30 protein-coding genes are annotated in these 25,233 nt (G+C 67.8%); 20 read left to right on the forward strand and 10 right to left on the reverse strand.

What is annotated here, in order from left to right; all coding sequences use genetic code 11:
- Nucleotides 1-23: 23 nt before the first annotated feature.
- Complete coding sequence (glmS, locus tag IP78_RS02295) at nucleotides 24-1,853, reverse strand: glutamine--fructose-6-phosphate transaminase (isomerizing) (RefSeq protein ID WP_054110097.1); 1,830 nt, start codon at nucleotides 1,851-1,853, stop codon at nucleotides 24-26.
- A 125-nt stretch (nucleotides 1,854-1,978) separates the two neighbouring features.
- Between glmS and glmM the strand changes: the two genes are divergently transcribed.
- Entirely contained in the window at nucleotides 1,979-3,328 is a 1,350-nt protein-coding gene (gene glmM / locus IP78_RS02300; protein ID WP_054110098.1) for a phosphoglucosamine mutase, read from the forward strand.
- A gap of 55 nt (nucleotides 3,329-3,383) precedes the next feature.
- On the forward strand, nucleotides 3,384-4,820 hold the full coding sequence (locus IP78_RS02305; protein ID WP_054110099.1) for a response regulator: 1,437 nt from the start codon (nucleotides 3,384-3,386) through the stop codon (nucleotides 4,818-4,820).
- 64 nt (nucleotides 4,821-4,884) lie between these two features.
- Here IP78_RS02305 and IP78_RS02310 read toward each other — a convergent pair whose 3' ends face one another.
- Nucleotides 4,885-6,195, reverse strand: a complete 1,311-nt coding sequence (locus IP78_RS02310; protein ID WP_231680876.1) for an FAD/NAD(P)-binding protein — start codon at nucleotides 6,193-6,195, stop codon at nucleotides 4,885-4,887.
- Nucleotides 6,196-6,314: 119 nt separating this feature from the next.
- Here IP78_RS02310 and IP78_RS02315 point away from each other — a divergent pair, with 119 nt between their 5' ends.
- From IP78_RS02315 to IP78_RS02330, 4 genes are read left to right on the forward strand one after another with little or no spacing between them, the layout of a single operon-like run.
- On the forward strand, nucleotides 6,315-6,989 hold the full coding sequence (locus IP78_RS02315) for a nitroreductase family protein (RefSeq protein WP_054110100.1): 675 nt from the start codon (nucleotides 6,315-6,317) through the stop codon (nucleotides 6,987-6,989).
- Nucleotides 6,990-7,020: 31 nt separating this feature from the next.
- Nucleotides 7,021-8,055 carry a S1/P1 Nuclease gene (locus IP78_RS02320; protein WP_054110101.1) on the forward strand — a complete coding sequence of 345 codons (1,035 nt, stop codon included), beginning with the start codon at nucleotides 7,021-7,023 and terminating at the stop codon, nucleotides 8,053-8,055.
- A gap of 7 nt (nucleotides 8,056-8,062) precedes the next feature.
- A complete protein-coding gene (locus tag IP78_RS02325; RefSeq protein WP_054110102.1) occupies nucleotides 8,063-8,893 on the forward strand; it encodes an RNA methyltransferase in 831 nt (276 codons plus the stop codon).
- 3 nt (nucleotides 8,894-8,896) lie between these two features.
- Nucleotides 8,897-9,199: a GIY-YIG nuclease family protein gene (locus IP78_RS02330; RefSeq protein WP_231680882.1), complete on the forward strand. Its 303-nt coding sequence runs from the start codon at nucleotides 8,897-8,899 to the stop codon at nucleotides 9,197-9,199.
- Between the two features lie 61 nt (nucleotides 9,200-9,260).
- Here IP78_RS02330 and IP78_RS02335 read toward each other — a convergent pair whose 3' ends face one another.
- Nucleotides 9,261-9,971: an NAD-dependent deacylase gene (locus tag IP78_RS02335; protein WP_054110103.1), complete on the reverse strand. Its 711-nt coding sequence runs from the start codon at nucleotides 9,969-9,971 to the stop codon at nucleotides 9,261-9,263.
- 21 nt (nucleotides 9,972-9,992) lie between these two features.
- Here IP78_RS02335 and IP78_RS02340 point away from each other — a divergent pair, with 21 nt between their 5' ends.
- From IP78_RS02340 to IP78_RS02395, 11 genes are all read left to right on the forward strand, one after another.
- Complete coding sequence (locus tag IP78_RS02340; protein ID WP_054110104.1) at nucleotides 9,993-10,223, forward strand: hypothetical protein; 231 nt, start codon at nucleotides 9,993-9,995, stop codon at nucleotides 10,221-10,223.
- Nucleotide 10,224: 1 nt separating this feature from the next.
- Nucleotides 10,225-11,331 carry an S-(hydroxymethyl)glutathione dehydrogenase/class III alcohol dehydrogenase gene (locus IP78_RS02345; RefSeq protein WP_054110105.1) on the forward strand — a complete coding sequence of 369 codons (1,107 nt, stop codon included), beginning with the start codon at nucleotides 10,225-10,227 and terminating at the stop codon, nucleotides 11,329-11,331.
- 61 nt (nucleotides 11,332-11,392) lie between these two features.
- Nucleotides 11,393-11,776, forward strand: a complete 384-nt coding sequence (locus IP78_RS02350; RefSeq protein ID WP_054110106.1) for a VOC family protein — start codon at nucleotides 11,393-11,395, stop codon at nucleotides 11,774-11,776.
- 38 nt (nucleotides 11,777-11,814) lie between these two features.
- Nucleotides 11,815-12,072: a hypothetical protein gene (locus IP78_RS02355; protein ID WP_054110107.1), complete on the forward strand. Its 258-nt coding sequence runs from the start codon at nucleotides 11,815-11,817 to the stop codon at nucleotides 12,070-12,072.
- Nucleotides 12,050-12,463: a type II toxin-antitoxin system VapC family toxin gene (locus IP78_RS02360; protein ID WP_054110108.1), complete on the forward strand. Its 414-nt coding sequence runs from the start codon at nucleotides 12,050-12,052 to the stop codon at nucleotides 12,461-12,463. Before IP78_RS02355 ends, IP78_RS02360 begins: the two co-directional genes overlap by 23 nt.
- Before the next feature lie 172 nt (nucleotides 12,464-12,635).
- Nucleotides 12,636-14,099 (forward strand): sodium:alanine symporter family protein, encoded by a 1,464-nt coding sequence (locus tag IP78_RS02365; protein WP_054110109.1) that lies wholly within the window; start codon nucleotides 12,636-12,638, stop codon nucleotides 14,097-14,099.
- A 98-nt stretch (nucleotides 14,100-14,197) separates the two neighbouring features.
- Entirely contained in the window at nucleotides 14,198-14,812 is a 615-nt protein-coding gene (locus IP78_RS02370; RefSeq protein WP_054110110.1) for a superoxide dismutase, read from the forward strand.
- Nucleotides 14,813-14,924: 112 nt separating this feature from the next.
- Nucleotides 14,925-15,866: an MBL fold metallo-hydrolase gene (locus IP78_RS02375; RefSeq protein WP_054110111.1), complete on the forward strand. Its 942-nt coding sequence runs from the start codon at nucleotides 14,925-14,927 to the stop codon at nucleotides 15,864-15,866.
- A 166-nt stretch (nucleotides 15,867-16,032) separates the two neighbouring features.
- Nucleotides 16,033-16,650, forward strand: coding sequence for a 30S ribosomal protein S4 (gene rpsD / locus IP78_RS02380; protein ID WP_029415888.1), 618 nt, complete (start codon nucleotides 16,033-16,035; stop codon nucleotides 16,648-16,650).
- 640 nt (nucleotides 16,651-17,290) lie between these two features.
- Nucleotides 17,291-18,373, forward strand: coding sequence for a hypothetical protein (locus IP78_RS02390; RefSeq protein ID WP_054110113.1), 1,083 nt, complete (start codon nucleotides 17,291-17,293; stop codon nucleotides 18,371-18,373).
- A 76-nt stretch (nucleotides 18,374-18,449) separates the two neighbouring features.
- Complete coding sequence (locus IP78_RS02395) at nucleotides 18,450-18,833, forward strand: hypothetical protein (protein ID WP_054110114.1); 384 nt, start codon at nucleotides 18,450-18,452, stop codon at nucleotides 18,831-18,833.
- On the opposite strand, the gene IP78_RS02400 is transcribed toward IP78_RS02395, so the two are convergent.
- The 5 genes from IP78_RS02400 to IP78_RS02420 all read right to left on the reverse strand — a co-directional run bounded on the left by IP78_RS02400 (nucleotide 18,830) and on the right by IP78_RS02420 (nucleotide 22,104).
- Nucleotides 18,830-19,900 (reverse strand): sensor histidine kinase, encoded by a 1,071-nt coding sequence (locus IP78_RS02400; protein ID WP_054110115.1) that lies wholly within the window; start codon nucleotides 19,898-19,900, stop codon nucleotides 18,830-18,832. The two genes, IP78_RS02395 and IP78_RS02400, sit on opposite strands and share 4 nt — an antisense overlap.
- 154 nt (nucleotides 19,901-20,054) lie before the next feature.
- Nucleotides 20,055-20,480, reverse strand: coding sequence for a thioesterase family protein (locus tag IP78_RS02405; RefSeq protein WP_054110116.1), 426 nt, complete (start codon nucleotides 20,478-20,480; stop codon nucleotides 20,055-20,057).
- A gap of 5 nt (nucleotides 20,481-20,485) precedes the next feature.
- Nucleotides 20,486-20,845 (reverse strand): Grx4 family monothiol glutaredoxin, encoded by a 360-nt coding sequence (gene grxD / locus IP78_RS02410; protein ID WP_054110117.1) that lies wholly within the window; start codon nucleotides 20,843-20,845, stop codon nucleotides 20,486-20,488.
- Between the two features lie 93 nt (nucleotides 20,846-20,938).
- On the reverse strand, nucleotides 20,939-21,859 hold the full coding sequence (locus IP78_RS02415; RefSeq protein ID WP_054110118.1) for an oxidoreductase: 921 nt from the start codon (nucleotides 21,857-21,859) through the stop codon (nucleotides 20,939-20,941).
- Nucleotides 21,860-21,861: 2 nt separating this feature from the next.
- Nucleotides 21,862-22,104 (reverse strand): BolA/IbaG family iron-sulfur metabolism protein, encoded by a 243-nt coding sequence (locus IP78_RS02420; protein ID WP_054110124.1) that lies wholly within the window; start codon nucleotides 22,102-22,104, stop codon nucleotides 21,862-21,864.
- Between the two features lie 137 nt (nucleotides 22,105-22,241).
- Between IP78_RS02420 and IP78_RS02425 the strand changes: the two genes are divergently transcribed.
- The gene (locus IP78_RS02425) at nucleotides 22,242-22,562 is read left to right on the forward strand and encodes a hypothetical protein (RefSeq protein ID WP_054110119.1); all 321 of its coding nucleotides are present in this window, start codon (nucleotides 22,242-22,244) and stop codon (nucleotides 22,560-22,562) included.
- Nucleotides 22,563-22,602: 40 nt separating this feature from the next.
- On the opposite strand, the gene IP78_RS02430 is transcribed toward IP78_RS02425, so the two are convergent.
- The gene (locus IP78_RS02430; RefSeq protein WP_054110120.1) at nucleotides 22,603-22,842 is read right to left on the reverse strand and encodes a hypothetical protein; all 240 of its coding nucleotides are present in this window, start codon (nucleotides 22,840-22,842) and stop codon (nucleotides 22,603-22,605) included.
- A 63-nt stretch (nucleotides 22,843-22,905) separates the two neighbouring features.
- A complete protein-coding gene (locus tag IP78_RS02435; protein WP_054110121.1) occupies nucleotides 22,906-23,538 on the reverse strand; it encodes a TlpA disulfide reductase family protein in 633 nt (210 codons plus the stop codon).
- Between IP78_RS02435 and argH the strand changes: the two genes are divergently transcribed.
- Together argH and IP78_RS02445 are read left to right on the forward strand one after the other, a co-directional pair.
- Nucleotides 23,537-24,952 carry an argininosuccinate lyase gene (gene argH, locus IP78_RS02440; RefSeq protein ID WP_054110125.1) on the forward strand — a complete coding sequence of 472 codons (1,416 nt, stop codon included), beginning with the start codon at nucleotides 23,537-23,539 and terminating at the stop codon, nucleotides 24,950-24,952. The genes IP78_RS02435 and argH overlap by 2 nt on opposite strands.
- A gap of 11 nt (nucleotides 24,953-24,963) precedes the next feature.
- On the forward strand, nucleotides 24,964-25,200 hold the full coding sequence (locus IP78_RS02445) for a hypothetical protein (protein ID WP_054110126.1): 237 nt from the start codon (nucleotides 24,964-24,966) through the stop codon (nucleotides 25,198-25,200).
- Nucleotides 25,201-25,233 lie beyond the last annotated feature (33 nt).

A 25,233-nucleotide genomic window follows, 5' to 3' on the forward strand; every position in this document is an offset into this window, starting at 1 on the left:
AAGGTTGCGTTTGACGGTCGCGATTATTCGACGGTGACGGACTTGGCGAGATTTCGCGGCTGGTCGACATCCGTGCCCTTTTGCACGGCGGTATAGTAGGCGAGCAGCTGAACCGGCACGGCATAGACCAGCGGCGCGATCAGGGGATGACAGTCCGGCGCGTGGATGCGCTGGATGCCGGCGCCATGAGGATCGGGCGCGGTGCGGGGCGCGATCATGATGACCGGACCGCCGCGCGCGGCGACCTCCTGCAGGTTCGAGGCCGTCTTTTCGAACACATCGTCCAGAGGGGCGAGGGCGATGGTCGGTGTCGCCTCGTCGATCAGGGCGATGGGGCCGTGCTTCAGCTCGCCGGCGGCATAGCCCTCGGCGTGGATATAGCTGATCTCCTTCAGCTTGAGCGCGCCTTCCATGGCCAGCGGGAACATCGCCCCCCGGCCGAGGAACAGGACGTCGGTCGCCTTTGAAAGCTCCTGGGCCACCGCGCGGATGTCGGCGTCCATCTGGAGCGCCTCGGCGATCAGGCGCGGGGCCTCGAACAGGGCCTTGACCAGTTCGCCCTCGGTCTGTCCGTCGATCCGGCCGCGCGCGACGCCGGCGGCCACCGCCAGCGCGAGCAGGGCCGAGACCTGGGCGGTGAAGGCCTTGGTGGAGGCGACGCCGATCTCGGGCCCCGCATGGGTCGGCCAAAGCACATCGGCCTCGCGCGCCATCGACGAGGAGTGGACGTTGACGATGGCGGCCGTCTTCAGCCCCTGGCCCTTGCACCAGGTCAGGCTGGCGAGGGTGTCGGCGGTCTCGCCCGACTGGCTCACGGCGACGGCCAGCGTGCCCTTCGTCACGGCCGGCGAGCGGTAGCGGAACTCGGACGCGATCTCGACGTCGCAGGGCAGGCCGGCCAGCTTCTCGAAGGCGTAGCGGCCGATCTGGCCAGCGTAGAAGGCGGTGCCGCAGGCCACGATCTGGATGCGGTCGATGGCGGCGAAGTCGATGGCCCCGGCCTCGAGCGTCTGCACCTTGGCCTTGCCGGTCACCAGGTCGAGATAGTGGGACAGGGTGTGCTGGACGCTGTCGGGCTGCTCATGGATTTCCTTCTCCATGAAGTGGCGATAGGCGCCCTTCTCGACCATGGCGGACGAGGCGCTGACCTGGACGACTGGCCGCTCCACGGCCGCGCCGGAGGCGTCGAACATCCGCGCGCCCGAGCGGGTCACGGCGACGAAATCGCCCTCTTCCAGATAGCTGATCTTCTGGGTGAACGGCCCGACCGCCAGGGCGTCGGAGCCCAGATACATCTCGCCCTCGCCCCAGCCGACGACCAGCGGCGAGCCCTTGCGAGCCCCCAGGATCAGCTCGTCCTCGCCCTCGATCAGGATGGCCAGGGCATAGGCCCCCGTCAGCCGGTCCAGCGTCGCCTTGAAGGCCTCCAGAGGCGCCTTGCCCGTCGCCAGCTCGTGGTCCAGCAGATGGGCGACGACCTCGGTGTCGGTCTGGCTTTCGAAGGCGCGGCCCTCGGCGGTCAGTTCGGCCTTCAGCTCGGCGAAGTTCTCGATGATGCCGTTGTGGACGAGGGTGACGCGCCCGGCCTTGTGCGGGTGGGCGTTCGGCGTCGTCGGCGCGCCGTGGGTGGCCCAGCGGGTGTGGCCGATGCCGATGGTGGACGAGAGGGGTTCGGCGGCCAGAACGGCCTCGAGTTCGCGGATCTTGCCCTTGGCGCGGCGGCGCTCGACCTTGCCGTCCACGAGGGCGGCGACGCCGGCGGAATCGTAGCCCCGGTATTCCAGCCGCTTCAGGCTGTCGATCAGACGGGGAACCGCCGGGCCCGTGCCCGTCACGCCGATGATGCCGCACATTCGTCTAGGTCTCCCGGGTCGTCCCGGCCGGGTGACGGCCGCGATGGTCTGCTCTAGGGAAGGCGTAAGGAACCGGCACCTAATAAGCCGTTTCGGAAGATTTCCGACAGCGGGGAGGGCAGACCTTGGGCGAGCGCAAATACTTCGGCACCGACGGCATCCGGGGCCGCGCCAACTCCATGCCGATGACGGCCGAGGTGGCGCTGCGGGTCGGCCTGGCGGCGGGCAAGCTGTTCATGTCGGGCGATGACCGCAGGCATCTGGTGGTGATCGGCAAGGACACGCGCCTGTCCGGCTATATGATCGAGCCGGCGCTAGTGGCGGGTTTCGCTTCGGTCGGCATGGATGTCCTGACCTTCGGGCCGATCCCGACGCCGGGCGTGGCCATGATGACCCGCTCGATGCGGGCGGACCTGGGCGTCATGATCTCGGCGTCGCACAACGACTACGCCGACAACGGCATCAAGCTGTTCGGGCCGGACGGCTACAAGCTGTCCGACGAGATCGAGCTGAAGATCGAGGCCATGATGGACGCCGGCCTGGACGAAGGCCTTGCGGCGTCCAGCGCGCTGGGCCGGGTCAAACGCATCGACGACGCCCCGCCGCGTTACATCGAGATCGCCAAGGCCGCCTTCCCGCGTCACCTGTCCCTGGCGGGCCTGAGGATCGCCATCGATTGCGCCAACGGCGCGGGCTACAAGGTCGCCCCGACGACCCTGTATGAACTGGGCGCCGAGGTTTGCGCGGTGGGCGTGTCGCCGAACGGCACCAACATCAACGCCGACTGCGGTTCGACCCACCCGGCCTCCGTCATTCAGGCGGTCAAGGACAAGCGGGCCGACATCGGCATCGCGCTCGACGGCGACGCCGACCGGCTGATCGTCTGCGATGAGAAGGGCCAGGTCGTCGACGGCGACCAGATCATGGCCCTGATCGCCCGCGACTGGGCCCGGCGCGGGGTGCTGAAGGGGCAGGGGGTGGTCGCAACCGTCATGTCCAATCTGGGTCTGGAGCGGGCGCTTCTCGCCGAGGGTCTGAGCCTGGAGCGCACCAAGGTCGGCGATCGCTACGTCATGGAGCGGATGCGCGAAGGCGGCTTCAACCTGGGCGGCGAACAGTCCGGCCACCTGATCCTGCACGACCACGCCACGACCGGCGATGGCCTGATGGCGGCGCTGCAGGTACTGGCGGTCCTGGTCGAGAGCGGCCGTCCGATGAGCGAACTGGCCCGCCAGTTCGAGCCGGTGCCGCAACTCCTGCAGAATGTGCGGTTCACGGCCGGCAAGCCGCTGGAGGACGCCAAGGTCAAGGCGGCGATCAAGGAGGGTGAGGCAGCCCTGGACGGCCAGGGCCGCCTGCTGGTGCGTCCGTCGGGCACCGAGAAGCTGATCCGCGTCATGGCCGAGGGCGACGATGCGGCGCTGGTCAAGCGCGTGGTGGCGGATGTCGCGGCGGCGGTGAAGGCGGCGGGTTAGGGGCCGACCCCGCCAGATTAAGGCAAATTTCAGTCGAACCGTGCATGCTCGCGGCATGGAGAGCGCCGCTCGCGAGATCTCGGCATCAATCGCAGCCCGCTTTTCGGCGTGGGATCTGCTGAGGCGGCCTATCTGGTTGTTCGATCCATCGGCCGGGATGCTCCTGCACGCCAACCCTGCGGCCGTGGCGTTCTGGGGAGCGGATACGCTGGATGCGTTGCTGGCCCGCGACGTGTCCGTCCTGTCCCCAGCGGTTCAGGCACGCATCGCGCGTCTGGTCCAGGTGACCGCCAACGGCGGGTCCATCAAGGAGACCTGGACCCTCTATCCGAACGGCAGCCCCGTCTCGACCGAGGCGACGATTTCGACCCTTGCTCTCGATGACGGACGGTCGGTTCTTCTGATCGAGGCCGATCGCCTCGAGATCGATCCCGAGGAGGTTCGGGCGATCGAGGCCCTGAGACACACCACGACCCTGATCTCCCTGTTCGATCCGGACGGCCAGCCCCTGTTCAGCAATCCTGCGGCTTTCGCTGTCTATGCGGGGCAATGTCGATCATTTGGCGAGCGGTTTGTGTGCCTTGCCGTGGCGAAAGAGCTCTGGGCCAGGGCTCTGGATGGGACGACCGCGATCGACGTCTGCGAGGTCAAGACGCCGGGTGGTGTTCGCTGGCACCACATGGTCGTGACGCCCGCGCTTGATCCCGTCACCGGCCAGACAGGCCTCTTGCTGACCGAGCACGACGTCACGGTGCGTGTCCTGGCAGAACAGGCCCGTGCAGTGGCGGAGCAGAAGGCGGTCATGGCGGAGGCCCGGCAGCAGTTCCTGTCCGTGATGTCTCACGAACTCAAGACCCCGCTGAACGCCATTCTGGGGTTCGCCGAGGTCATGGCGCATGACTCTCTTCCGTCGAGAACCCTGGAGCAGGCCAGCCGGATTCACGAAGCTGGTCGGCGGGTTCTGACGCTCGTCGAGGAAATGATCGCCGTGTCCAGCCAGGACGTCCTGGAGCCGGGAGCGGAGACCCTCGGGGCGGCGTCGATTGCGCCTGAGACGGCGAACCCGTTCTTGTCTGGGGCGGAGGCATCGACGCGGGTGCTGTATGTCGACGACAACGAGAACAACCGAACTCTGGTCGCGACCATCCTCGCCACCCAAGGTCTGTCCTGCACGACGGCCGAAGACGGATTGCAGGGACTGGAAGCGGTCGAGCAGGGGGATTTCGACCTGATCCTGATGGACATCGCCATGCCCGTCATGGATGGGGTCGAGGCGTCAAGGCGCATTCGGGCCCTCCCCGGGGCCAAGAGCAGCGTCCCCATCGTGGCGGTAACGGCCAACACCCTGCCGGAACAACTCGCGTCGTATGCCGCGGTCGGCATCGACGACGTCCTGGCGAAGCCAATCACGATGAGCGGCCTGCTGATGGCCGTATCGGTCTGGAGCGGTGGTCGAACGAAGACCGCGTTGACCCAGGCGATCGGCCTGTAGAGCCTGGCTGGTCTTGGACTTTCGTCCTTCCGCGTGCCTTTGGGGCCGGTCCTGATCGGCAGGCTCAAACTGCTTCGGCTAATCCAGCTCCGGTCTCCGACAGCGTCTTCGCCACGTCCTCGATTCGCTGGCGGATGTCGGGCACGGCGATGGTTTCCCAGAAGGCGGCGCGGGCAGGGGGGCCCAGCACGAACAGGGTCGGATCAGGGCGGCCGTCGCGGCCCAGAACCCGGCCAAGGGGATCCAGATCGAGGCCGAGGCGAAGCGGGTCCAGCCGAGCGCGCCCGGCGGCAATCAAGGGCGCGGTCAGGGCGTCGGCGTCGGCGGCGTGGCCGGGGCCGGTGCAGTCGATCAGCCACGGGGCGGTCAGCGCCGGGGCTTCGCCCCGTCGGGCGCGCCAGTCGAGACGGACTCCGTGCTCATCGGCGGTTATCGCGCGGACACGGCCGGTGACGACGGTCAAGCGGCTCTCGGCTCGAAGTCGGTCCATCGCATCGCCGATGACGGTCGCCAACCGATGCCGATGGACGTCCCAGAAGGGGCGCAGGTGGCGCACGATGCGTCGGCGGGTCGGCAGGTCGGCGTTGGTCCACAGCTCGGCGGTGATGGGGCGCAGGCCCTCCATGACCTCGCGCCAGCCGTGCTCGCTGGCCAGTTGGCGGGCGCTCTTCAGCCGTTGGGACAGGGGCGCGGTCAGCAGGGTCTCGGTCGGTCGAAGCGGCGGGTCGGGTCGTTCGCCGTGCGCCCGGGGCATCAGGCCCCTCCGCGACAGGGCCGTCGCCCGGCCGCGCCAGCCGCGTCCCTGAAGCATCAGCAGCATGTCCACCATCGTCAGACCGGTGCCGACGATCAGGACGTCGTCCTCGGCACCGATTCCGTCCAGAGCGCCCGGAGCCCAGGGGTCAGCGATGATGCGCTCGCAGGCGCCTGCCTCGGCCGTCTTCGGTGCGGGGTTTCCGGTCGCGAGGACGACGGCGCGCGCTGCGATCCTTGATCCATCCGACAGCCGGACGCCGTCGTCCTCGATGGCTTCGACCTCGCCGACGATGCGCTGGATCTGGCCGGGATGGGCCGCTTCGACCACCGTCAGCCGATCCCGAACATAGAGCCCATAGACCCGGCGCGGCGCGAAGCCGTCGGGATCGGCCATGTCGGGATGGTTCGCCTCCAGCCAGTCGACGAAGTGGCCGGGCCGGTCGGCGAGCGCGCTCATCCGGCTCGAGCGCACGTTCAGCAGATGACCGTCGAATGGGGTCGAATAGGCGACGCCGAGGCCGAACGCTGCCGTCCGGTTGACGACCGTCGAGGCCACGCCCCGCTCCGCCAGACGCGCGGCCAGCATGGCCCCGGAGAAGCCTCCGCCCACGATGACCACGTCTTGTCTCTGTCCGGCCACTCGCTTCCCCGCTCGCGCGGCTTCTGGACTGGCCGGCGCGCGGCGTCAAACCGAGACGGTCTGGCGTCCGGCGCGCGCCCAAGCTAGGCCTTGGCATCATGCGCGATCATCCCGCTACGCCGCTCGTCGGCTATCCCGACCTGTCCGAGCCGGAGCGTCTGGCCCGGGTGGCGGCCTTCCGGGACCAGATGGCTTCGCGGCGAACCGTGCGCGACTATTGCGATCGCCCGGTGGATCGCCGTGTCATCGAGGCCGCCTTGCTGACAGCCGGGGGCGCGCCGTCGGGGGCCAATCACCAGCCCTGGTTCTTCGTCGTCATCGAGAGCGCCGAGGCCCGTCGTCGCATCCGCGAGGCGGCCGAGGCCGAAGAGCGGGAGTTCTACGCCACCAAGGCTCCGCAGGAATGGCTGGACGCCCTGGCGCCGCTCGGCACCGATCCGGACAAGAGCTTCCTGGAAGTCGCGCCGGTGCTGATCGCCGTCTTCGGCCAGAGGCGCGGTGGACCAAGACCCGGCGACGACAGGAAGAACTACTATGTGCCCGAGAGCGTCGGCATCGCCACCGGCTTCCTGATCGCGGCCCTGCATCAGGCCGGGCTCGCGACCCTGACCCATACGCCCGCGCCGATGAGCTTCCTGAATGACATCTGCGGTCGCCCGGACAATGAGAAGCCCTTCCTGCTGCTGGTCGCCGGTCATCCGGCCGAGGATGCGACGGTGCCGATCGCCGCGCTCGACAAGAAGCCGCTGGACGCCATAGCCGCCTGGATTTAACCGGCGGGCAGTCCCGTCCGGAGCCTGCCCCATGAAGCGCCTCGCCCTCGCCGCCTCGATTCTCGTCCTGTCCGGGGTCGCTGCCGTCGGCACCTCAACCCCCGCCGATGCCTGGGGCGCGACCGGGCACCGGCTGATCGGCGTGGCCGCCATGCGCGCCCTGACCGACGAGCTGCCGGCCTTCCTGCGCGAGCCCGGCGCCATCGCCGAGATCGGCGAGCTGTCGCGCGAACCGGATCGCACCAAGGGCGCCGGGCAACCCCACGACCGCGAGCGCGACACCGCCCACTTCGTCGACCTGACCGACGACGGCCGGGTCATGACGGCGGCGGGTCCGACGCTGGCCGAACTGCCGGAGCTGAAGAGCGAATACGACGCCCTGCTGCTGGCGGCCGACATCAAGGTCAACGATGCGGGCTATCTGCCCTACGCCATCATGGACGGATATCAGCAGCTGGCGCGCGACTTCGCCCTCTGGCGCGTGCTGAACGCCGCCGAGGCGCGCGAGACCGATCCGGCGAAACGCGCCTGGTATCGCGAGGACCGGTTGCGGCGCGAAGCCCTGATCCTCAGGGACATCGGCTATCTGTCCCATTTCGTCGGCGACGGCTCCCAGCCGCACCACCTGTCGATCCACTACAACGGCTGGGACCGGAACACGCCCAACCCCGAGGGCTTCACCACCTCGCGCCAGACGCACAGCAGCTTCGAAGGGGCCTTCACCCGTCGCACCGCGCGGCTGGATATCGTGGAGGCCGCCATGCCGGCGCCAGCGCTGGAGGGCTTCGAGATGCGGGCGCGCGTCGCGACCTATCTGACGGCGGGGCTGGGGCAGGTCATCCCCTTCTATCGGCTGGAGAAGGCAGGCGGCTTCGTCGACGCCGATCCGCGCGGGGCCGAGTTCGTCACCGTGCGTCTGGCGGCGGGCGCGGCCGAGCTGCGCGACCTGATCACCCTGGCCTGGCGTGATGCCGGAACCCAGGCCGTGGGCTGGCCCGCCGTGCGCGTCGCCGAGGTCGAGGCCGGGACTGCCGATGCCTGGGGCGCGATGGTGGGAACGGACTGAGCCCGCCTTGGCCGAGCCCACCCCTTTCCAGCCGACGCCCCCCGTCGTCATCCTCGACAAGCCGCAGCTGGCCGACAACATCGGCGCGGTGGCCCGCGTCATGGCCAACTTCGGCCTGGACCGGCTGAGGCTGGTCAGCCCGCGCGACGGCTGGCCCCAGGACCGAGCCTGGGCGGCCGCGTCAGGTGCCGACTGGGTGCTGGATGGCATCGTTGTGTTCGACACTGTCGCCGACGCCATCGCCGACCTGAACACCGTCTTCGCCACCACCGCCCGCCCGCGCGAGACGCGCCAGCCGGTGCGGACGCCACGTGAGAGCGCCCGGCTGCTGTATGACGACACGGCGTCGGGCCTGTCGACCGGCCTGCTGTTCGGCGGGGAACGGGCGGGGCTGGAGACGACGGACATCGCGCTCTGCCAGGGCATCACAACCATCCCGATCGACCCACGCCATCATTCGCTGAACCTGGCCCAGGCCGTGGCGATCAACGCCTATGAGTGGCGCACGATGGTGCTGGACGCCCCGCCGCCGAACTTCCGCGAAGGCGAACCGCCGGCCGAGGCGCGGCTGATCGAAGGCATGATGGGGCATCTGGAGAACGAACTGGAGGAGGGCGGCTTCTTCTATCCGCCCGAGAAGAAGCCCTCGATGATGCAGAACCTGCGCGTCATGCTGGGCCGCGCGGCCTTTTCCGAGCAGGAGGTGGCGACGTTCCGGGGCGTGATCCACGCCCTGTCCAAGGGCCGGGGGCGGCGGCTGGAGAAGCTGGCGAGAGAACACTCAACGTCTTTCCGGGGCCGCGAAGCGGAACCCGGAACCCAGGCTGGCGGGGATTGAGCGGTGGTCGCCGCCGATGCACTGATCGCCGTCTACATGATGGCCCGTCAGCGCAACGGCACGATCTATACGGGCGTGACGAGCGCTCTCGTCACCCGGGTCTGGCAGCACAAGACCGGCGTGACGAAAGGCTTCGTCCAGGAGTACGGCTGCAAGACCCTGGTCTGGTACGAGCAGCACGAGTCCATGATCGAGGCGATCATTCGCGAGAAGCAGATCAAGAAGTGGCGACGGGCGTGGAAGATCGCCCTGATCGAGGCCCGGAACGAGTCGTGGAACGATCTGGCTCGGCATTGGTACGACTGAAGGGTGCGCCAGTGGAAACACCCTGGGTTCCGGGTTCCGCTTCGCGGCCCCGGAAGGACGGCTATAGGGTGTCGAGGAAGACCGGCACAATCTCAGTGGCCGGGCCGTGGATACACTGGTCGAACAGGGCCGCGCCCTGGCTGGGCTCCAGATTGATCTCGACCGTCCGCGCCCCGGCCATCCGCGCCCGCCGCACAAAGCCCGCCGCAGGGTAGACCTCGCCCGAGGTGCCGATGGAGACGAACAGGTCGCAGCGCGACAGCGCCCCCTCGATCCGGTCCATGTGCAGCGGAAACTCGCCGAACCAGACGATGTGCGGCCGCAGCCAGCCGTCCGGGCTGAACGGGCTGTCGTGATAGGCGTCGAGGTCATCGGTCCAATCGAGGACGCGGCCAGTCGCGGTGCATTGGGCCTTCAGCAGCTCGCCATGCATGTGAATCAGTTCGAAGCCGGGCGCGGGAGGCGTTTCCGCTTGGGCGCGGTCGTGCAGATCGTCCACGTTCTGGGTGACGAGGGTCAGTCGCCCCTGAAACCGCGCGGCGAAGTCGGCGATGGCGCGGTGGGCGGCGTTCGGCTGGACCTCGGCCATCTGGCGGCGGCGCTGGTTGTAGAAGGCTTGCACCTTTGTCGGGTCGCTGGCGAAGGCCTCAGGCGTCGCCACATCCTCGACCCGGTGGCCAAGCCAGAGGCCGTCGTCGGAGCGGAAGGTCGGCACGCCCGATTCCGCCGAAATGCCGGCTCCGGTCAGGATGACGATGTTGCCGTGAGCCATGGCTCGTCCTAGCACCGGCAAATGAGCATCGACTACGTCACATTCTTCGACGGTCTCTGCCGTGATCTGGGGTTCTGTTCGATCGATCTCGAAGCCCAGGATCGCATCATTCGGCTTGCGTCGAGCGACCCTGAGACAATCACGCGCGCCGTCTTTGATGCAGAAGGGCTCGACTACGACACCTACGCACCGGATAGGGTCCGCCGAGAAGTCCGCGCCTATGTCGAGCGCCACCTGAACCGTGAGATTTAGAATGAAGACCCGCGCCGCTGTCGCCTTCGAGGCCAGGAAGCCGCTCGAGATCGTCGAGGTCGACCTGGAAGGGCCGCGCGCGGGCGAGGTGCTGGTCGAGATCAAGGCGACGGGCATCTGCCACACCGACGCCTACACCCTGGATGGGCTCGACTCCGAGGGCATCTTCCCGTCGATCCTCGGCCACGAGGGCGCTGGCGTGGTGGTCGAGGTGGGGCCGGGCGTGACCAGCGTCGCTGTGGGCGATCACGTGATCCCGCTGTACACGCCAGAATGTCGGCAGTGCAAAAGCTGCCTCAGCCGCAAGACCAACCTGTGCACGGCCATCCGCGCGACCCAGGGCAAGGGCCTGATGCCCGACGGCACCAGCCGCTTCAGCTACAAGGGCCAGGCCATCGCCCACTACATGGGCTGTTCGACCTTCTCCAACTACACCGTCCTGCCCGAGATCGCGGTGGCCAAGATCCGCAAGGACGCGCCGTTCGAGAGCGCCTGCTACGTCGGCTGCGGCGTGACGACGGGCGTCGGCGCGGTGGTCAATACGGCCAAGGTCGAGCCGGGCGCGAACTGCGTCGTCTTCGGCCTCGGCGGTATCGGGCTGAACGTCATCCAGGGGCTGAAGATGGTCGGGGCCGACATGATCGTCGGCGTCGACATCAACGACACCAAGGAAGAGTGGGGCCGTCGCTTCGGCATGACCCATTTCGTGAATCCGAAAAACGTCAGCGACATCGTCGCCCATCTGGTCGAGCTGACTGGCGGCGGGGCGGACTACACCTTCGACTGCACCGGCAACACCACGGTGATGCGCCAGGCGCTGGAGGCCTGTCACCGCGGCTGGGGCGAAAGCATCGTCATCGGCGTGGCCGAGGCGGGCAAGGAAATCTCCACCCGCCCGTTCCAGCTGGTCACCGGCCGCGTCTGGCGCGGCTCGGCCTTCGGCGGGGCGCGGGGGCGCACCGATACGCCCCGGATCGTCGACTGGTACATGGACGGCAAGATCGAGATCGACCCGATGATCACCCACACCCTGCCGCTGGAACGCATCAACGAGGCCTTCGACCTGATGCACGCGGGAGAGAGCATCCGCAGCGTGGTTGTGTTCTAAGTCCGTTGCATTGAGAAACGCACTCGGTTAGCGTCGCCGGACAACAGGGAGAGAGACCATCATGTTCACCCACGTCACCGTTGGCGCCAACGACATCGAGGCGTCGCGCCGGTTCTATGATGCCGCGCTCGGCGCGCTCGGCATCGACCCCGGTTCCGGACCGGACGCCATGGGACGCTACTGGTGGCGGACGCGCATGGGGGCCTTCGCCATCGGCGCGCCCATCGACGGCGAGCCCGCCTGCCATGCCAACGGCGGCACCATCGGCTTTCACGCCAAGACCCCCGAAATGGTCCAGGCCTTCCACGAGGCCGGCGTCGCGGCCGGCGGGGCGGCCATCGAGGACCCGCCCGGCGAGCGCAAAGGCCCGTTCGGCACCCTGATCCTCGCCTATCTGCGCGATCCCTCGGGCAACAAGATCTGCGCCATGCATCGGCCAGGGTGAGGCTGGCGGCTGTGTAAGCGCCGTGCTATCATGAAGGCATGGGACAGCTTCTGATCCGTCAGGTTGACGACGCCGACATCCTCGCGCTCAAGGCCCAGGCGGAGCGGGCGAACATCTCGCTGGAACAGCGCCTGCGCAATCTGGTGTCCGAAGCTGCCGGACGTGAGCGGGACGCGTTCTGGGAGCTCGCCCGCATCAGCCGAGAGTTGACCGGCGGGCAGACGATGGACGTGGAATCGGTGCTGCGCGAAAGCCGTCGGGAGTTGCTGGACCGTGACCCCCTCAGCCGTCGTTGACAGCAGCATCGTGCTGAGATGGTTCGTTCGCGATCCATGGTCAGACGCCGCCATCGCCGCCGCCGACCGCTACCGTCTGATCGCGCCGGCCTTTCTGAAGGTCGAGATCGCCAACGCCCTCAGGAGCCAGGTCCGGTTCAACAGCATGGCGCTGGATATGGCCCTGCGTCATCTTGAAGGTCTCCGTTCCACGGTCTCGCTTTTTGATGACGATCCGCTTCTCCCTGCCGCCCTTCGCCTGGCCGCCGATCGGGATCACGCGATCTATGACTGCGTCTACATCGCCCTGGCGATGAGAGAGGCCGTTCCTTTGGTGACAGCGGACATGAAGCTGTTCCGCAAGTTCGCCGATGTGCCGGCGTTGCAGATCCTGACGCCAGAGACGCTCTGAGTCTGGGACAGTGAAGACCCGCCCGTTCTAGGGTGCCTCCCCTTGCCGCTCAAGCGGGACAGGGCGACGAGAGGCACGTCGCCGCCCCTTCCGCCAGACGGAGGAAGGGCATTCCCATTCGGCGATCAGCCGCTAAGGTGCCTTCTTTCTTAGCGTTACCGGGGTATGGGGAATGACCGAGACGACGACGCCCGCGGGCGTGCAGGCCTTCTACGACCAGGTCACCAACGTCAGCGACTTCATCTGGGGTGGCACCTGGAACGGCGAAGCCGTCCTGCCTTTCCCTCCCATGGTGATCGTGCTGCTGGGCGTCGGGGCCTGGATCATGATCGGCCTGCGCTTCTACCCGATCCTGAAACTGGGCGAGGCGTTCGCGGGTCTGTTCAAGAAAGGTGATGGCGGCAAGGGTGAGATCTCGCCCTTCGCGGCCCTGTCGACCGCCCTGTCAGGCCAGGTCGGCACCGGCAATCTGGCGGGCGTGGCGACCGCCATCACCCTGGGCGGACCCGGGGCCCTGTTCTGGATGTGGATCACCGCCCTGTTCGGCATGGCCCTGGCCTTCGCCGAGGGGTCGCTGGCGATCCGCTTCCGCGAGCAGCGTGCCGATGGCACCTACCAGGGCGGGCCCATGTCCTACATCCGCATGGGGCTGGGCAAGAAATGGGGCTGGCTCGCCATCCTGTTTTGCCTCGGCACCCTGTTCTCGTCGGTGGCGACGGGCAACATGATCCAGTCCAACTCGATCGCGGACTCCATCACCAGCCTGGCCCCCGTGCCGGAATGGGGCGCGGGTCTGATCGTGGCGGCGGCCGTCTTCATCGTCATCATCGGCGGCATCAAGTCGATCGGCAATCTGGCCGAGAAGATCGTGCCCTTCATGGCCATCACCTATCTGCTGCTCGGATTCGCTGCCCTCATCCTGAACATCGAGGACCTGCCGGCCTCGTTTGCCCTGATCTTCGACAGCGCCTTCAACGGCGCGGCGGCGACAGGGGGCTTCCTGGGCGCCGGCGTGATGATGGCGATCCGGGCTGGCGTGGCGCGCGGCCTGTTCTCCAACGAGGCGGGCCAGGGCTCGACCCCCATGGCCCACGCCGTGGCCCAGACCGACGATCCCGCGCGTCAGGGTCGCTTCGCCATGATGGGCACCTTCATCGACACCATGATCATCTGCACCATGACGGGGCTGGTCATGCTGACGGTGCAGGGCAGCTTCCCGGCGGCGGGCGGCACGGTCGAGCACGTCTGGAACTCGGACCTGCGCGGATTCGACATGACGCTGGCGGCCTATTCCGCCGTCTTCCCGCAGATCCTGTTCGGGACGACGACGCTGGGCGGACTGGTCACCTCGGCCTGCCTGATCATGTTCGTGTTCACGACGCTTCTGACCTGGAGCTACTACGGCGAGCGGGCGGCGACGCACCTGTTCGGCCAGAAGGTCGCCATTCCGTGGCGACTGCTGTGGGTCGGCATGATCTTCGTGGGCTCGTTCCAGCAGATCGAGTTCGTCTGGCGCATGGGCGACATCGCCAACGCGGCCATGGCCCTGCCCAACCTGATCGCGCTCGCGGCCCTGTCGGCGGTGGTCTTCGCCCTCGCGCGGGGCGACAAGACGGCGGGCCGGACGCACGACTGAGGCCGGTATTCGGGACTGTTTGGACGCCGGGGCCTTGGCTTGGGGGCCCCGGTGCCTAGATAGGGACGACCTTCCACCGTCCATCCCCGGAGTCTCCCATGGCCTTCACCCTGCCGCCCCTGCCCTATGCCTATGACGCGCTGGAACCGGCCATCGACAAGGAGACGATGACCTTCCACCACGACAAGCACCACCAGACCTACGTCGACAATCTGAACAAGGCGGTGGACGCCGACGCGTCGCTTCAGGGCAAGTCGCTGGAAGAGCTGTTCGCCTCGATCTCCAAGGCCCCTAAGGCGGTCCGCAACAACGGCGGCGGCCACTGGAACCACGCCCTGTTCTGGGAGCTGCTGGCTCCGGCCGGGCAGGGCGGCCAGCCGTCGGCTGAGCTGTCGGCCGCGATCGACCGCGATCTGGGCGGGCTTGAGAAGTTCAAGGAGGCGTTCAACGCCGCCGGAGCTGGCCAGTTCGGCTCGGGCTGGGCCTGGCTGATCGTTCAGGACGGCAAGCTGAAGGTCACCTCGACCCCGAACCAGGACAACCCGCTGATGGACGTCGCCGAGGAGAAGGGCGCGGTCGTGCTGGGCGCCGATGTCTGGGAGCACGCCTATTATCTGAAGTACCAGAACCGCCGGGCCGACTATCTGAAGGCCTTCTGGGAGGTGGTGAACTGGAACAAGGCCAACGCCCTCTTCGCCGCCGCCACGGCCTGATCGTCTGACATCCCGGGGCGGGTCGTCGCGAAAGCTTCACGATCCGCCCCACTGGCGCCCGCACCGGTCGCGCCTATGTGACCTTGGCCATTCCGAACCGCCGAGGTCGTCCATGTCCCCCACATTCAAGATTTCCGCCGCCGCCCTTCTGCTGTCCGGTGTGCTCGCCGCCGCCGCCTGCACCCCGCCCGCCGAGACCACCGAGCCCGCCTCGGCCGAGACCCCTGCGGCCAATCCCGATGTGACCCGTTTCAACGTCGGCTCGCTGGAACTCATCGCCCTGCGCGACGGGGGCATGACGGGCGTGCCGAACGACAACTCCGTCCTGGCCGTGGACCGCACGCCGGAAGAGGTGGCCGCCGTCCTGACGGCCGCGGGCCTGCCGGGCGACAGCTTCGACCTGTCGATTCAGCCGCTTCTGGTCCGTGACGGAGAGCGTCTGGTTCTGATCGACGCCGGTGGCGGGGCCTCGATGGGGGCCAACGCGGGCAAGCTCGTCGCCTCGCTTCAGGCCGCCGGCGTGACCCCCGACCAGATCACCGACGTCCTGATTTCGCATGGCCACGGCGACCACGTGGCGGGGCTGGCTGATGCTTCGGGAGCCCTGACATTCCCCAACGCCACGATCCGCCTGACCGCCAATGAATGGACGGCGATCCAGGCCAATGCCCAGTCGGCCGACCTGGTGACCGCCATCACGCCCAAGGTCGAGACCTTCGCCCCGGGTGCCCAGATCACGCCCGGCATCAAGGCCTATGCCATCGACGGCCATACGCCCGGCCACACCGGCTATGAGATCGCCTCGGGCGACGAGCGGCTGCTCTACATCGGCGACGCCATGCACCACCATGTGATCTCGGTGCAGCAGCCGACCTGGACCATCGCCTTCGACGGCGATGAGGCCACCGCCGAGGCCAGCCGCCAGGCCCTGCTCAGCCGCGCGGCGTCGGAGAACCTGCTGGTTTACGCCGTCCACTTCCCCTATCCCGGCATCGGCCGCATCCAGCGCCGCGAGGACACCTTCGTCTGGGTGCCCGAGACGCCGGCGTCCTGAACGGCCTGACGGCTTGACCTGAAGGGGGCGGGCCGTCATAAGGCCCGCTTTCCCGCGCCGGGCCCTGTCCGTCGCGCGAAATCACTACGGACGATGCGTGTACCGCCGTTGAGATCGTCCCTCCATCTGGGGAGGGACCGGGCCGCATCATTTTGAAGAGACCAGAATGTCCAAGCGCCACAGCGCCAAGTACAAGATCGACCGGGCCATGGGTGAAAACCTGTGGGGTCGCTCCAAGTCCCCCGTCAACAAGCGCAGCTACGGCCCCGGCCAGCACGGCCAGCGTCGCAAGTCGAAAGTCTCGGACTTCGGCCTGCAGCTGAAGGCCAAGCAGAAGCTGAAGGGCTACTACGGCAACATCACCGAAAAGCAGTTCTCGGCCATCTACGACGAGGCTACCCGCCGCAAGGGCAACGCCTCGGAGAACCTGATCGGTCTGCTGGAGTCGCGCCTGGACGCCATCGTCTATCGCGCCAAGTTCGTCCCGACCGTCTGGGCCGCCCGCCAGTTCGTCAGCCACGGCCACGTGACCGTCGACGGCAAGAAGGTCGACATCGGCTCCTACCGCGTGAAGCCGGGCCAGGTGATCGAGGTCAAGGAAAAGTCGCGCAACATGGCTCTGGTGCTCGAAGCCCAGCAGTCGTCCGAGCGTGACGTGCCCGACTACCTCGAGCTGGGCGACCGCGGCTTCTCGGTCCGCTACGTCCGCGTGCCGGAATTGGCCGATGTGCCCTATCCGGTGAAGATGGAGCCGAACCTGATCGTGGAATACTACAGCTCGTAAGGGCGCTTCCGCTCGGAACACGGTACTTCGTGGCTTGAGCCCAAGATTGAAGAAGGCCCCGGAGCGATCCGGGGCCTTTTTCGTTTTGCGGCTCCTGGCAGTGGACCTTCGGGATGTCCGTTGTGGGTGGAAAGCGGACGCTACCGCGTGCGATAACGGCGCCACGCCCTAGATTTTGGCGAACGTGTTGATTGGCTCCCGATGGAAACGATAGCGTTCATTGCGGCGGTGCTGATCCTTAGCACCGGGACGCTCTACGCCATCAGGCGACGTGTGATGAGCGCGGCAGAACCGGTCCAGTCAAAATGGTGGGACTGGATCGGAAACATCGCATGCGCTCTCGTCGGACTTGGCGTAGCCGTTGGGTTGTTCGCCATCAGAATGGTCTGGGATGAAGAGGCTCGCCGGGCTCTGCTTGTGGTCGCCGCCTTGCTCATCGCTATCAGCGTCACGGCCTTCGCTTTCGAGCGGTTATCGAGGCGCTGATGCTTGGCAGTAATGTCCACTATGGCTCGACAGCTGCCAATCCCGGCCTGCCGAAAACCCGCTCCCAACCAACGAAGGCAAACCAAGGTTACGGGAAGTTCACTTGGCGTGGGGCGTCAAGGACGTTTTACATGGCGGGTGAACGGAGGCCCCCATGGATCGCAGACAACTTCTCCTCACCGGCGCGGCCCTCGGCCTGACGCCGGGCCTGGCTCTCGCGCAGGACGCCAGCCCGCAATGGCTCAAGCTGCCGACCGAGCCCTATCGCGGCAAGCAGGATGACGTGGTCTTCGTCGATCCCATGACCGGCTGGTACGGCAACGGCGCGGGCAAGCTGTTCAAGACCACGGATGGCGGCCAGACCTGGACGAAGCAGCTGGACCGGCCGGGCACCTTCGTGCGGGCGCTGGGCTTCGTCGACGCCGACCTCGGTTTCCTCGGCAATATCGGGCCGGACTACTTCCCGGGCGTGACCGACACCACGCCGCTCTATCGCACCCGCGATGGTGGGACGACGTGGGAGGCGATCACGATCGAGGGCCCGGCCATCACGGGCATCTGCGCCATCGATGTGCTCAAGACCCAGTTCATCAACGCCGGCGTCCTCGGGAACCGCGTCACGGTCCGGGCCGGAGGACGGGTGGGCGGGCCGGCGCTGCTGGCCACGTCGCGGGACGGCGGCGAGACCTGGACGTCGGAAGACCTGTCGGCCCTGACCGCGATGATCCTGGATGTCCATTTTGTCGACGAGCGGATCGGCTTCATCTGCGGCGCGACCGACACCGACGTGGCCCAGTCCCGCGCCCTGATCCTGAGGACCGGCGATGGCGGCCGCAGCTGGAGCCGGGTCTATGAGGGCAGCCGTCCGTTCGAACTGACCTGGAAGATGAGCTTCCCGAGCGAGACGACGGGCTACGTCACGGTCCAGAGCTACAACCCCGACACCACGGTGTCGGCCCGCGTGTTCGCCAAGACGACGGACGGCGGCCTGACCTGGTCCGAGATGCCCTTGATCGACAATGCGGCGGTGCGCGCGTTCGGCATCGGCTTCCTGGACGAGAACCAGGGCTGGATCGGCGCCGTGCCGAACGGCTTCGAGACCCGCGACGGCGGCGCGACCTGGACGCCGGTCCAGATGGGCAATGCGGTGAACAAGGTGCGGGTGATGCGCCACGCGGGCGGGGTCGCCGTGTTCGGCATCGGGGTGGAGCTGCACCGGCTCGACCTGCCCGGCTGAGATTACAAAGATATCAGATGCGGACCGGGCCGAATTGGGTGATCATTCGGTCTCTGGCTGTTACGGGATCGGGCGCATGTCCACCCTCCGCACACTCTGCATCGTCGCCGTCGCGGTGCTCGGCGCGTCCGGGTGCGCCCTGCTGCCGTTCGGGCGGGAATACGCGGTGGTGCGCGCCATGCCTGGCCAGCTGGAGCCGATCCACGCGGCCGCCATCACGCGCGACCTGGCGGTCTTCTGGGTCAGCTCGAACGGCTGCACCGACAAGGACGACCTGACGCCGGTCGTCGAACGCGCCCGCGATGGCTCCACCATCACGCTTCGACGCATCGATGAGGACACCTGCGACCAGCCCATGGCCGAGGGGATCGAGATCATCTGGTCGTTCGAGGAACTGGGCCTTGCGCCCGGCGAGCGGGTTCGCGTCAACAATCCCTACCAGTTGCCACCGTCGATCTAGGCGGGATTGCTGGCGCTCAGCGGCGGGTTCTGGACCGCTGTCAGCTGGCTGTGGATCACCGACACCCGTGTGCCCGGATGCTGGTCCTCGACCTGGATCCGCGCGTGCAGCTGACGCGCCAGGGCCTCGACGATGCTGGTGCCCAGGCCTGGCGTCGCGCTGGCGGCGTCCTTGGGCATGCCGACCCCGTCGTCAGCGACGGTCAGCGTCCAGTTGGCACCGTGGCTCTCATAGCCGACCCGGATCGTCCCGTTCCGTCCGCCGGGGAAGGCGTGCTTCAGCGCGTTGATGACCAGCTCGGTCACCACCAGGCCCAGGCTGACGGAGACATCGGCGTCGGCGGCACTGTCGTCGGCCTCGACGGTCAGCGTCAGGCGCTCGGGATCGTGGATCATGGAGGCGGCGATGCTCTTGCACAGCTGGGTGAAGTAGGGTGCCAGCTCGACCTCGCCCAGACGCGACGCGGCCAGCTGCTGCTGCAGAGCAGCGACCGACATCACCCGGCTGTGGGCGTCCTTCAGATGCAGGCGGGCCTCGTCGGACTGGACCTTACGCGCGCTCTGCAGGATGACGCTGGCGATGATCTGCAGGCTGTTGGCGACGCGGTGCTGCAGCTCCTGCAGCAGGATGCCCTTCTCGCGCAGAAGGTCGTCGCGCAGCTGGTCCTCGGCGCGGGCGTCGGTCACGTCGTCGATCGTCACGAGAAGGCGGACAGGCTGATCGGATGACGCATAGGCCAGACGCTGTGCGTTGATGACCAGGCAGCGAACGCCCTGACGCGGACCCTTCAGGTCCATTTCATACGCCGCGATGTCGGCGTCGCCGCCCGCCGTGGCTTCCAGCAGGATCTGCAGCTGAGGCTTGTTCCACTCACCCGTGCCGATCTCGCCAAGATAGCGGCCGACGATCCGATCGGGATCGATGTCGAACGTCCGGCAGAACGACGCGCTGGCGGCGACGATCTTGAGCGACTGATCCAGCAGCAGAAGGGGCGGTTTCGATGAGCCCACGACGGCCAGCGCCAGGCTGAGGGGACCATCGGGATGCAGTGGTGGATGGGCAGCCATGGCTGGCCCTCCAGGGTGATCCGGAGGCTCGCGGAGCGAAAGCCGTTCCCGGTATTCTTTTCGATGCAGGGTCGGTTGTCCCGGAGCGTCCGGACGACAACGCTGCAGTCTAGCACAAAGCCGCGAATGGAATGAGTCCTTTCGGACCGGCCTTTCAGCGCCGCTCGAACGTCGGCAGCATGTCGGTCGGGATGCGCGTCGGCCGCATGGTGCGCGGCTCGATCAGGCACCATTCGGAGATCCCTTGCGCGCATAGCCGGCCCTCGCCGTCCTCGATGCGGACATAGCGGGCGAAGCGCGGACCCTGCGGCTCGCCGACCCAGGTGCGGGCGACCGCGACCGAGTCCGGCATCAGGGCGCGCAGGTAGTCGATCTCGTGACGCAGGGCGACCCAGGACCATTTCGCCCGGGTCTCGGCGTCGAATCGCGCGTTCCAGTGGGCGGTGCCGGCGTCCTGCAGCCAGCCGACATAGACCACATTGTTCACATGGCCGTTGTCGTCGATGTGTTCGGGTCGAATGACGAGCGGCAGCTCGAAGACCTCGCGGTCCGGGCGCGGCTCCAGCGTCTTTCGGGCCATGCGCGTCAGGCCTGGCTGGTCGTCACGCCCTTTTCGGCCATGAGGGCCTGCAGCTCACCGGCCTGGAACATCTCGCGCACGATATCCGAACCGCCGACGAACTCGCCCTTCACATACAGCTGGGGAATGGTCGGCCAGTCGGTGAAGGTCTTGATGCCGTCCCGCAGGCCGTCGTCCTGAAGCACGTCCACCCCGACGAATTCGACGCCGACATGATCCAGAATCTGCACCGCCAGCGAGGAAAAGCCGCAGCGCGGCGCGTCCGGCGTGCCCTTCATGAACAGGACAACCGGGTGCTCGGCGATCGCCTGGGCGATGAAGGCGTGGATCGGATCGGCGGGAGTTTCGACAGCGGTATCGGTCACGGGGACGCCTTTCGTGTGCGGCCGTCAGCTAGGCACCATGACGATGCGGGTCAAGGTCGCGGCCGATCACGGCCCCGCGAGTCCGGCAGGGGATCAGGCCGCCACGCGGGCCATTTCGATCTGCGCTGAGAGGCCCGGAGGCATGTCGCGCTCAGGCACCGCGGCGAGGACGGCGAGCCGGTCGACATCGCCGGCGCGGACCAGAACGCTCGCGACGCTGGGGTCGGTCATGGCGTGCGCCAGACAGATCGCCTCCGCTGTCCAGTTCGGCGTGCGGTGCAGGAAGGCGAAAGTGCCCGCGCCCGCCAGAGGATCGTCCTTGGGGCGCTCGGGCTTGGGCGCACCGAAGCCGAACAGGCCCTTCCGCGTCGGCGGCTGATGAACCGTTGCCGCCTTCTTCTCGGTGTTCAGGGCCTCGGGGAAGTAGTCATAGGCCAGGATGACCATGTCCTGCTCGCGAGCGGCGCGCATGCGACTGCGGATGCGCCAGTCGACATTGACGTGGAACGGCGTGGCCAGGACGTCGAAGGCGCCGGTCGAGACATAGGCGTCCATCACCTCGCCCTCGCCGGAGACGCCCAGGTATCGTACGCGTTCGGTGGCCCGCAGCGCCTTGAGCGCGTTCAGCGAGCTCTGCGACAGCTCGTGCTCGCCGGGTTCGTCCAGGATGGCCAGGTCGAACCAGCCCAGTCCCGAGACGTGCAGGCAGCGGTCGATCGCCCCGGTCATGCCCTCGGCCGAGAAGTCGCGCGCCGATCCCTTGCGGCCGTCGCCGGCGCCCAGGTGAAGGCTGATGTTCAGCAGCTTCCGGTCCACGTTGGCGACCGCATGGCCCAGCACCTCGGCCAGCACCGGGTCGGCGCTCTCCAGGCTGTAGGCGTTGATGCCGGCTTCCAGCGCCGCATAGATCAGGCCGTGGGCGGCTTCCTCGCCGCGCGTCAGGGCGCCCAGGCCCAGGCTCAGCGTCAGGCTGGACACGGCACCCCCGGAGGCGCCGAAGGGGCGATACCGCATCGTCAGTCTCCCTTGCTGGGTGCGGAGGTTTCGAGCGCCAGGGCATGCAGCTCCCCGCCCATGCGGCCCTTGAGCGCGGCGTAGACCAGCTGGTGTTGTCTGACCCGCGACAGGCCCTCGAAGGCCGTCGATACGATGCGCGCGCGATAGTGGTCGCCGTCGCCCGCCAGGTCGTCGATCGCGATCTCGGCGTCGGGGAAGGCCTCGGCCAGGCAGGCGTGCAGCGCTTCGACGGGCATGGGCATGGGAGGGTGCGTCTCCGCGAGGTTCGCGCCGATCATGTCCGGTAAACCTTAATGGGGCGCTACGGCCGTCAGGGCGCAACCGAAGCGCCGGACCGGCGTTGTCAGCGAAGGTTCCACAGCTTGACCGGGGGTTTCCCATGCGCGTTCGTCTGCCGTCCATCATCGCCGTGTCCGCCATCGCCGCCCTGTCGCTGGGCGTCGTCGCCTGCACCGAGGCCGAGCAGGACCAGACCGCCGCCGAGGCGGACGCCGCCGGCGACAATGCCGAGGCCGCCGCCGCCGAAGCGGGGCAGGAGCTTCAGGAAGGTGCCGCCGCCGCCGGCGAGGTGCTGGAAGCCGGAGCCATGAAGGCGGCCCAGGCCGTGGAAGAGGGCGCGGGGAACCTGGCCGACAGGCTCGAGGAAAATCAGGCCGAGGCCGCCGCCGAGGGCCGCCCCGGCGCGACCCCGCCGGCCTGATCCTGAGTGCGATCAGCCCTCGGTCGGTCTCGTCATGCGGTCACTTGTCTCTGACGGCCGACGCGCTCGACCGATCCGAGCCAAGCAGGATGACAAGGGCCGCATTGCCCAACGCGCCTATGCCGGCAAACGCCGCCAGACGGGCCAGCATGTCCAGGGGCGCCGCAACGACCGCGTCAACGAGATCATACGGTGAAATGAAGGCCACAAGGGTGGCCAGACCCGCGACGAGCACAGCACCCTGACCTGCGCCTCGGGCGATACCGGTGAGCGATGACATAGCGACCTCTCCGCTTTTCGGGACGAAGACGATGGGTCGACCGACCCTCGCGATCAAGTCCTCTCACGTGCCTTCCGCCAGGACCGCGTCGATCAGGGCGCGGGCCTCGGTGCTGTTCCAGTTCGCCTCGCCCGAGAAGGCCGCGTGGATGCGTCCCTGACGGTCCAGCAGGATCGTCTGGGGCATCTTTCCCCGGCCCGGAAACTCGAACGGCAGCTGGAAGCGCGTGTCCGAATAGAAGGGCAGGGGCTCGTGCACGTCGATGAAGGAGCGGGCGTCGGCCACGGCGTCGGCGCCCGTGTCGACGTTGATCGGCAGCACGACCAGGTCTCCGTCCGGATAGGCCGAGGCCAGGGCGGCGATGGTCGGCATCTCGGTGCGGCACGGCGCGCACCACATGGCCCAGAGGTTCACCAGAACGACCTTGCCCCGGAAATCCTCGAACCGGACCTCGGCGCCCTCGCGGTCGCGGAAGACGTAGACGGGCGCGGTTTCGAGCACGGCGGGGGTCTCCAGCCGGGCCAGAGGGCCCGTGGCGAAGCGGGCCAGCTCGCTTCTCGCTACCGGTCCGGCCTCGACCGGCTCAGCGCCTTTGAAAGGACCGGCACGCATGGCGTATAGGGTGCCCACCGTGCCCCCGGCGATCACCGCCAAGGCCAGCGCCCCGATCAGAACGCCTTTCCCGGACCCGCCCATGCCTGACTCCAATCCTCCGGCCCCTGCGCCGTCGTCGGGCCAGACCCTATGGGGCGGGCGCTTTTCCGCCAAGCCCGCCGAGATCATGCAGGCGATCAATGTCTCCATCGGCGTGGATCAACGCCTGTGGGCGCAGGATCTGCGCGGCTCGCGGGCCCATTGCCGCATGCTGATGGCGCAGGGGATCGTCGGGGCCGAGGACGGGGCGGCGATCCTGTCGGGGCTGGACACCATCCAGGCCGAGATCGAGGCCGGGACCTTCCCCTTCCGCGACGAGTATGAGGACATCCACCTGAACGTCGAGGCGCGGCTGTCCGAACTGATCGGCGAGCCGTCGGGGCGTCTGCACACGGCCCGCAGCCGCAACGACCAGGTCGCCGTGGATTTCCGTTTGTGGGTGCGCGATGCCTGCGACCGGACGGGCGAGCAGCTGAAGGCGCTGCAGTCTGCCTTGTTGGCCCGCGCCGAACAGCACGCGGGCGACCTGATGCCGGGCTTCACCCATCTGCAGACCGCCCAGCCGGTGACGCTGGGCCATCACCTGATGGCCTATGTCGAGATGTTCGGCCGCGACGCCGGGCGTTTCGCCGACGCCCGGGCCCGCATGAACGAGAGCCCGCTGGGGGCGGCGGCCTTGGCCGGGTCTCCCTTCCCGATCGATCGACATGCGACGGCCAAGGACCTCGGGTTCGACCGGCCGATGGGCAACAGTCTGGACGCGGTTTCGGACCGGGACTTCGCGCTGGAGACCCTGGCGGCGGCCTCGATCACGGCCGGGCATCTGTCGCGGCTGGCCGAGGAGATCGTGGTGTGGATGACGCCGATGTTCGGCTTCGTCACCCTGCCGGACGACCTGACGACCGGCTCGTCGATCATGCCGCAGAAGCGGAACCCGGACGCGGCCGAGCTGGTCCGGGCCAAGACGGGGCGGATCATGGGGGCCTTCGTCGCCCTGTCGACCGTGATGAAGGGCCTGCCGCTGGCCTATTCCAAGGACATGCAGGAGGACAAGCCGCCGGTGTTCGAGGCCATGGACGCGCTGGATCTGGCACTGACCGCCATGACGGCGATGGTGGCGGCGCTGCGACCCAACACCGCCCGCATGGCGGAAGCCGCGGGCTGGGGCTATTCCACGGCGACGGACCTCGCCGACTGGCTGGTGCGGGAGGCCGGGCTGCCGTTCCGTCAGGCGCACCATGTGACCGGGGCGGCGGTGAAGCGGGCGGAGGCCTTGGGCGTGGGTCTGGAGCAACTGCCGCTCGCCGAATTGCAGGCGCTGAACCCCCGCGTCACCGAGGATGTTTACAAGGTGCTCAGCCCTGAGGCTTCCTGCGCCAGCCGCCAGAGCTTTGGGGGAACCGCGCCGGAACAGGTCCGCGCGCGCATCGCCGACTGGAAGGCCCGTCTCGCGTGAAGGATCAAGCCATGAAGACCCTCCCTGTCCTGGGCGCCGTCGCCCTCGCCCTCGCGTTGTCGGCCTGCGGCCGCATGGCCGATCTGGAAGCGCCGGCGCCGCGCGAGACCGAACGCGCCCCGCGCGACGCCAACGCGCGGCCGATCATCGATCCGGCGACCGTCAACCGCCCCTCCAGCCAGGTTGGCATCGACGGCGGCCCGTCCAATCCCTTCGGCTCCACGGCCGCCGGGCGGGAGCCGCAGTAACTCAATCCTCCCCCGGAGCGCAGCGAACGGGGG

The sequence above is a fragment of the Brevundimonas sp. AAP58 genome (assembly GCF_001295975.1).
Taxonomy (GTDB): Bacteria; Pseudomonadota; Alphaproteobacteria; order Caulobacterales; family Caulobacteraceae; genus Brevundimonas.

Bases quoted from the DNA above. Each gene is read 5' to 3' on its own strand.
- glmS (WP_054110097.1), bottom strand. From the start codon at position 1,853: ATGTGCGGCATCATCGGCGTGACGGGCACGGGCCCGGCGGTTCCCCGT.
- IP78_RS02305 (WP_054110099.1), top strand. From the start codon at position 3,384: ATGGAGAGCGCCGCTCGCGAGATCTCGGCATCAATCGCAGCCCGCTTT.
- IP78_RS02315 (WP_054110100.1), top strand. From the start codon at position 6,315: ATGCGCGATCATCCCGCTACGCCGCTCGTCGGCTATCCCGACCTGTCC.
- IP78_RS02320 (WP_054110101.1), top strand. From the start codon at position 7,021: ATGAAGCGCCTCGCCCTCGCCGCCTCGATTCTCGTCCTGTCCGGGGTC.
- IP78_RS02335 (WP_054110103.1), bottom strand. From the start codon at position 9,971: ATGGCTCACGGCAACATCGTCATCCTGACCGGAGCCGGCATTTCGGCG.
- IP78_RS02340 (WP_054110104.1), top strand. From the start codon at position 9,993: ATGAGCATCGACTACGTCACATTCTTCGACGGTCTCTGCCGTGATCTG.
- IP78_RS02345 (WP_054110105.1), top strand. From the start codon at position 10,225: ATGAAGACCCGCGCCGCTGTCGCCTTCGAGGCCAGGAAGCCGCTCGAG.
- IP78_RS02350 (WP_054110106.1), top strand. From the start codon at position 11,393: ATGTTCACCCACGTCACCGTTGGCGCCAACGACATCGAGGCGTCGCGC.
- IP78_RS02355 (WP_054110107.1), top strand. From the start codon at position 11,815: ATGGGACAGCTTCTGATCCGTCAGGTTGACGACGCCGACATCCTCGCG.
- IP78_RS02365 (WP_054110109.1), top strand. From the start codon at position 12,636: ATGACCGAGACGACGACGCCCGCGGGCGTGCAGGCCTTCTACGACCAG.
- IP78_RS02370 (WP_054110110.1), top strand. From the start codon at position 14,198: ATGGCCTTCACCCTGCCGCCCCTGCCCTATGCCTATGACGCGCTGGAA.
- IP78_RS02375 (WP_054110111.1), top strand. From the start codon at position 14,925: ATGTCCCCCACATTCAAGATTTCCGCCGCCGCCCTTCTGCTGTCCGGT.
- rpsD (WP_029415888.1), top strand. From the start codon at position 16,033: ATGTCCAAGCGCCACAGCGCCAAGTACAAGATCGACCGGGCCATGGGT.
- IP78_RS02390 (WP_054110113.1), top strand. From the start codon at position 17,291: ATGGATCGCAGACAACTTCTCCTCACCGGCGCGGCCCTCGGCCTGACG.
- IP78_RS02395 (WP_054110114.1), top strand. From the start codon at position 18,450: ATGTCCACCCTCCGCACACTCTGCATCGTCGCCGTCGCGGTGCTCGGC.
- IP78_RS02400 (WP_054110115.1), bottom strand. From the start codon at position 19,900: ATGGCTGCCCATCCACCACTGCATCCCGATGGTCCCCTCAGCCTGGCG.
- IP78_RS02405 (WP_054110116.1), bottom strand. From the start codon at position 20,480: ATGGCCCGAAAGACGCTGGAGCCGCGCCCGGACCGCGAGGTCTTCGAG.
- IP78_RS02415 (WP_054110118.1), bottom strand. From the start codon at position 21,859: ATGCGGTATCGCCCCTTCGGCGCCTCCGGGGGTGCCGTGTCCAGCCTG.
- IP78_RS02420 (WP_054110124.1), bottom strand. From the start codon at position 22,104: ATGCCCATGCCCGTCGAAGCGCTGCACGCCTGCCTGGCCGAGGCCTTC.
- IP78_RS02425 (WP_054110119.1), top strand. From the start codon at position 22,242: ATGCGCGTTCGTCTGCCGTCCATCATCGCCGTGTCCGCCATCGCCGCC.
- IP78_RS02430 (WP_054110120.1), bottom strand. From the start codon at position 22,842: ATGTCATCGCTCACCGGTATCGCCCGAGGCGCAGGTCAGGGTGCTGTG.
- argH (WP_054110125.1), top strand. From the start codon at position 23,537: ATGCCTGACTCCAATCCTCCGGCCCCTGCGCCGTCGTCGGGCCAGACC.
- IP78_RS02435 (WP_054110121.1), bottom strand. From the start codon at position 23,538: ATGGGCGGGTCCGGGAAAGGCGTTCTGATCGGGGCGCTGGCCTTGGCG.
- IP78_RS02445 (WP_054110126.1), top strand. From the start codon at position 24,964: ATGAAGACCCTCCCTGTCCTGGGCGCCGTCGCCCTCGCCCTCGCGTTG.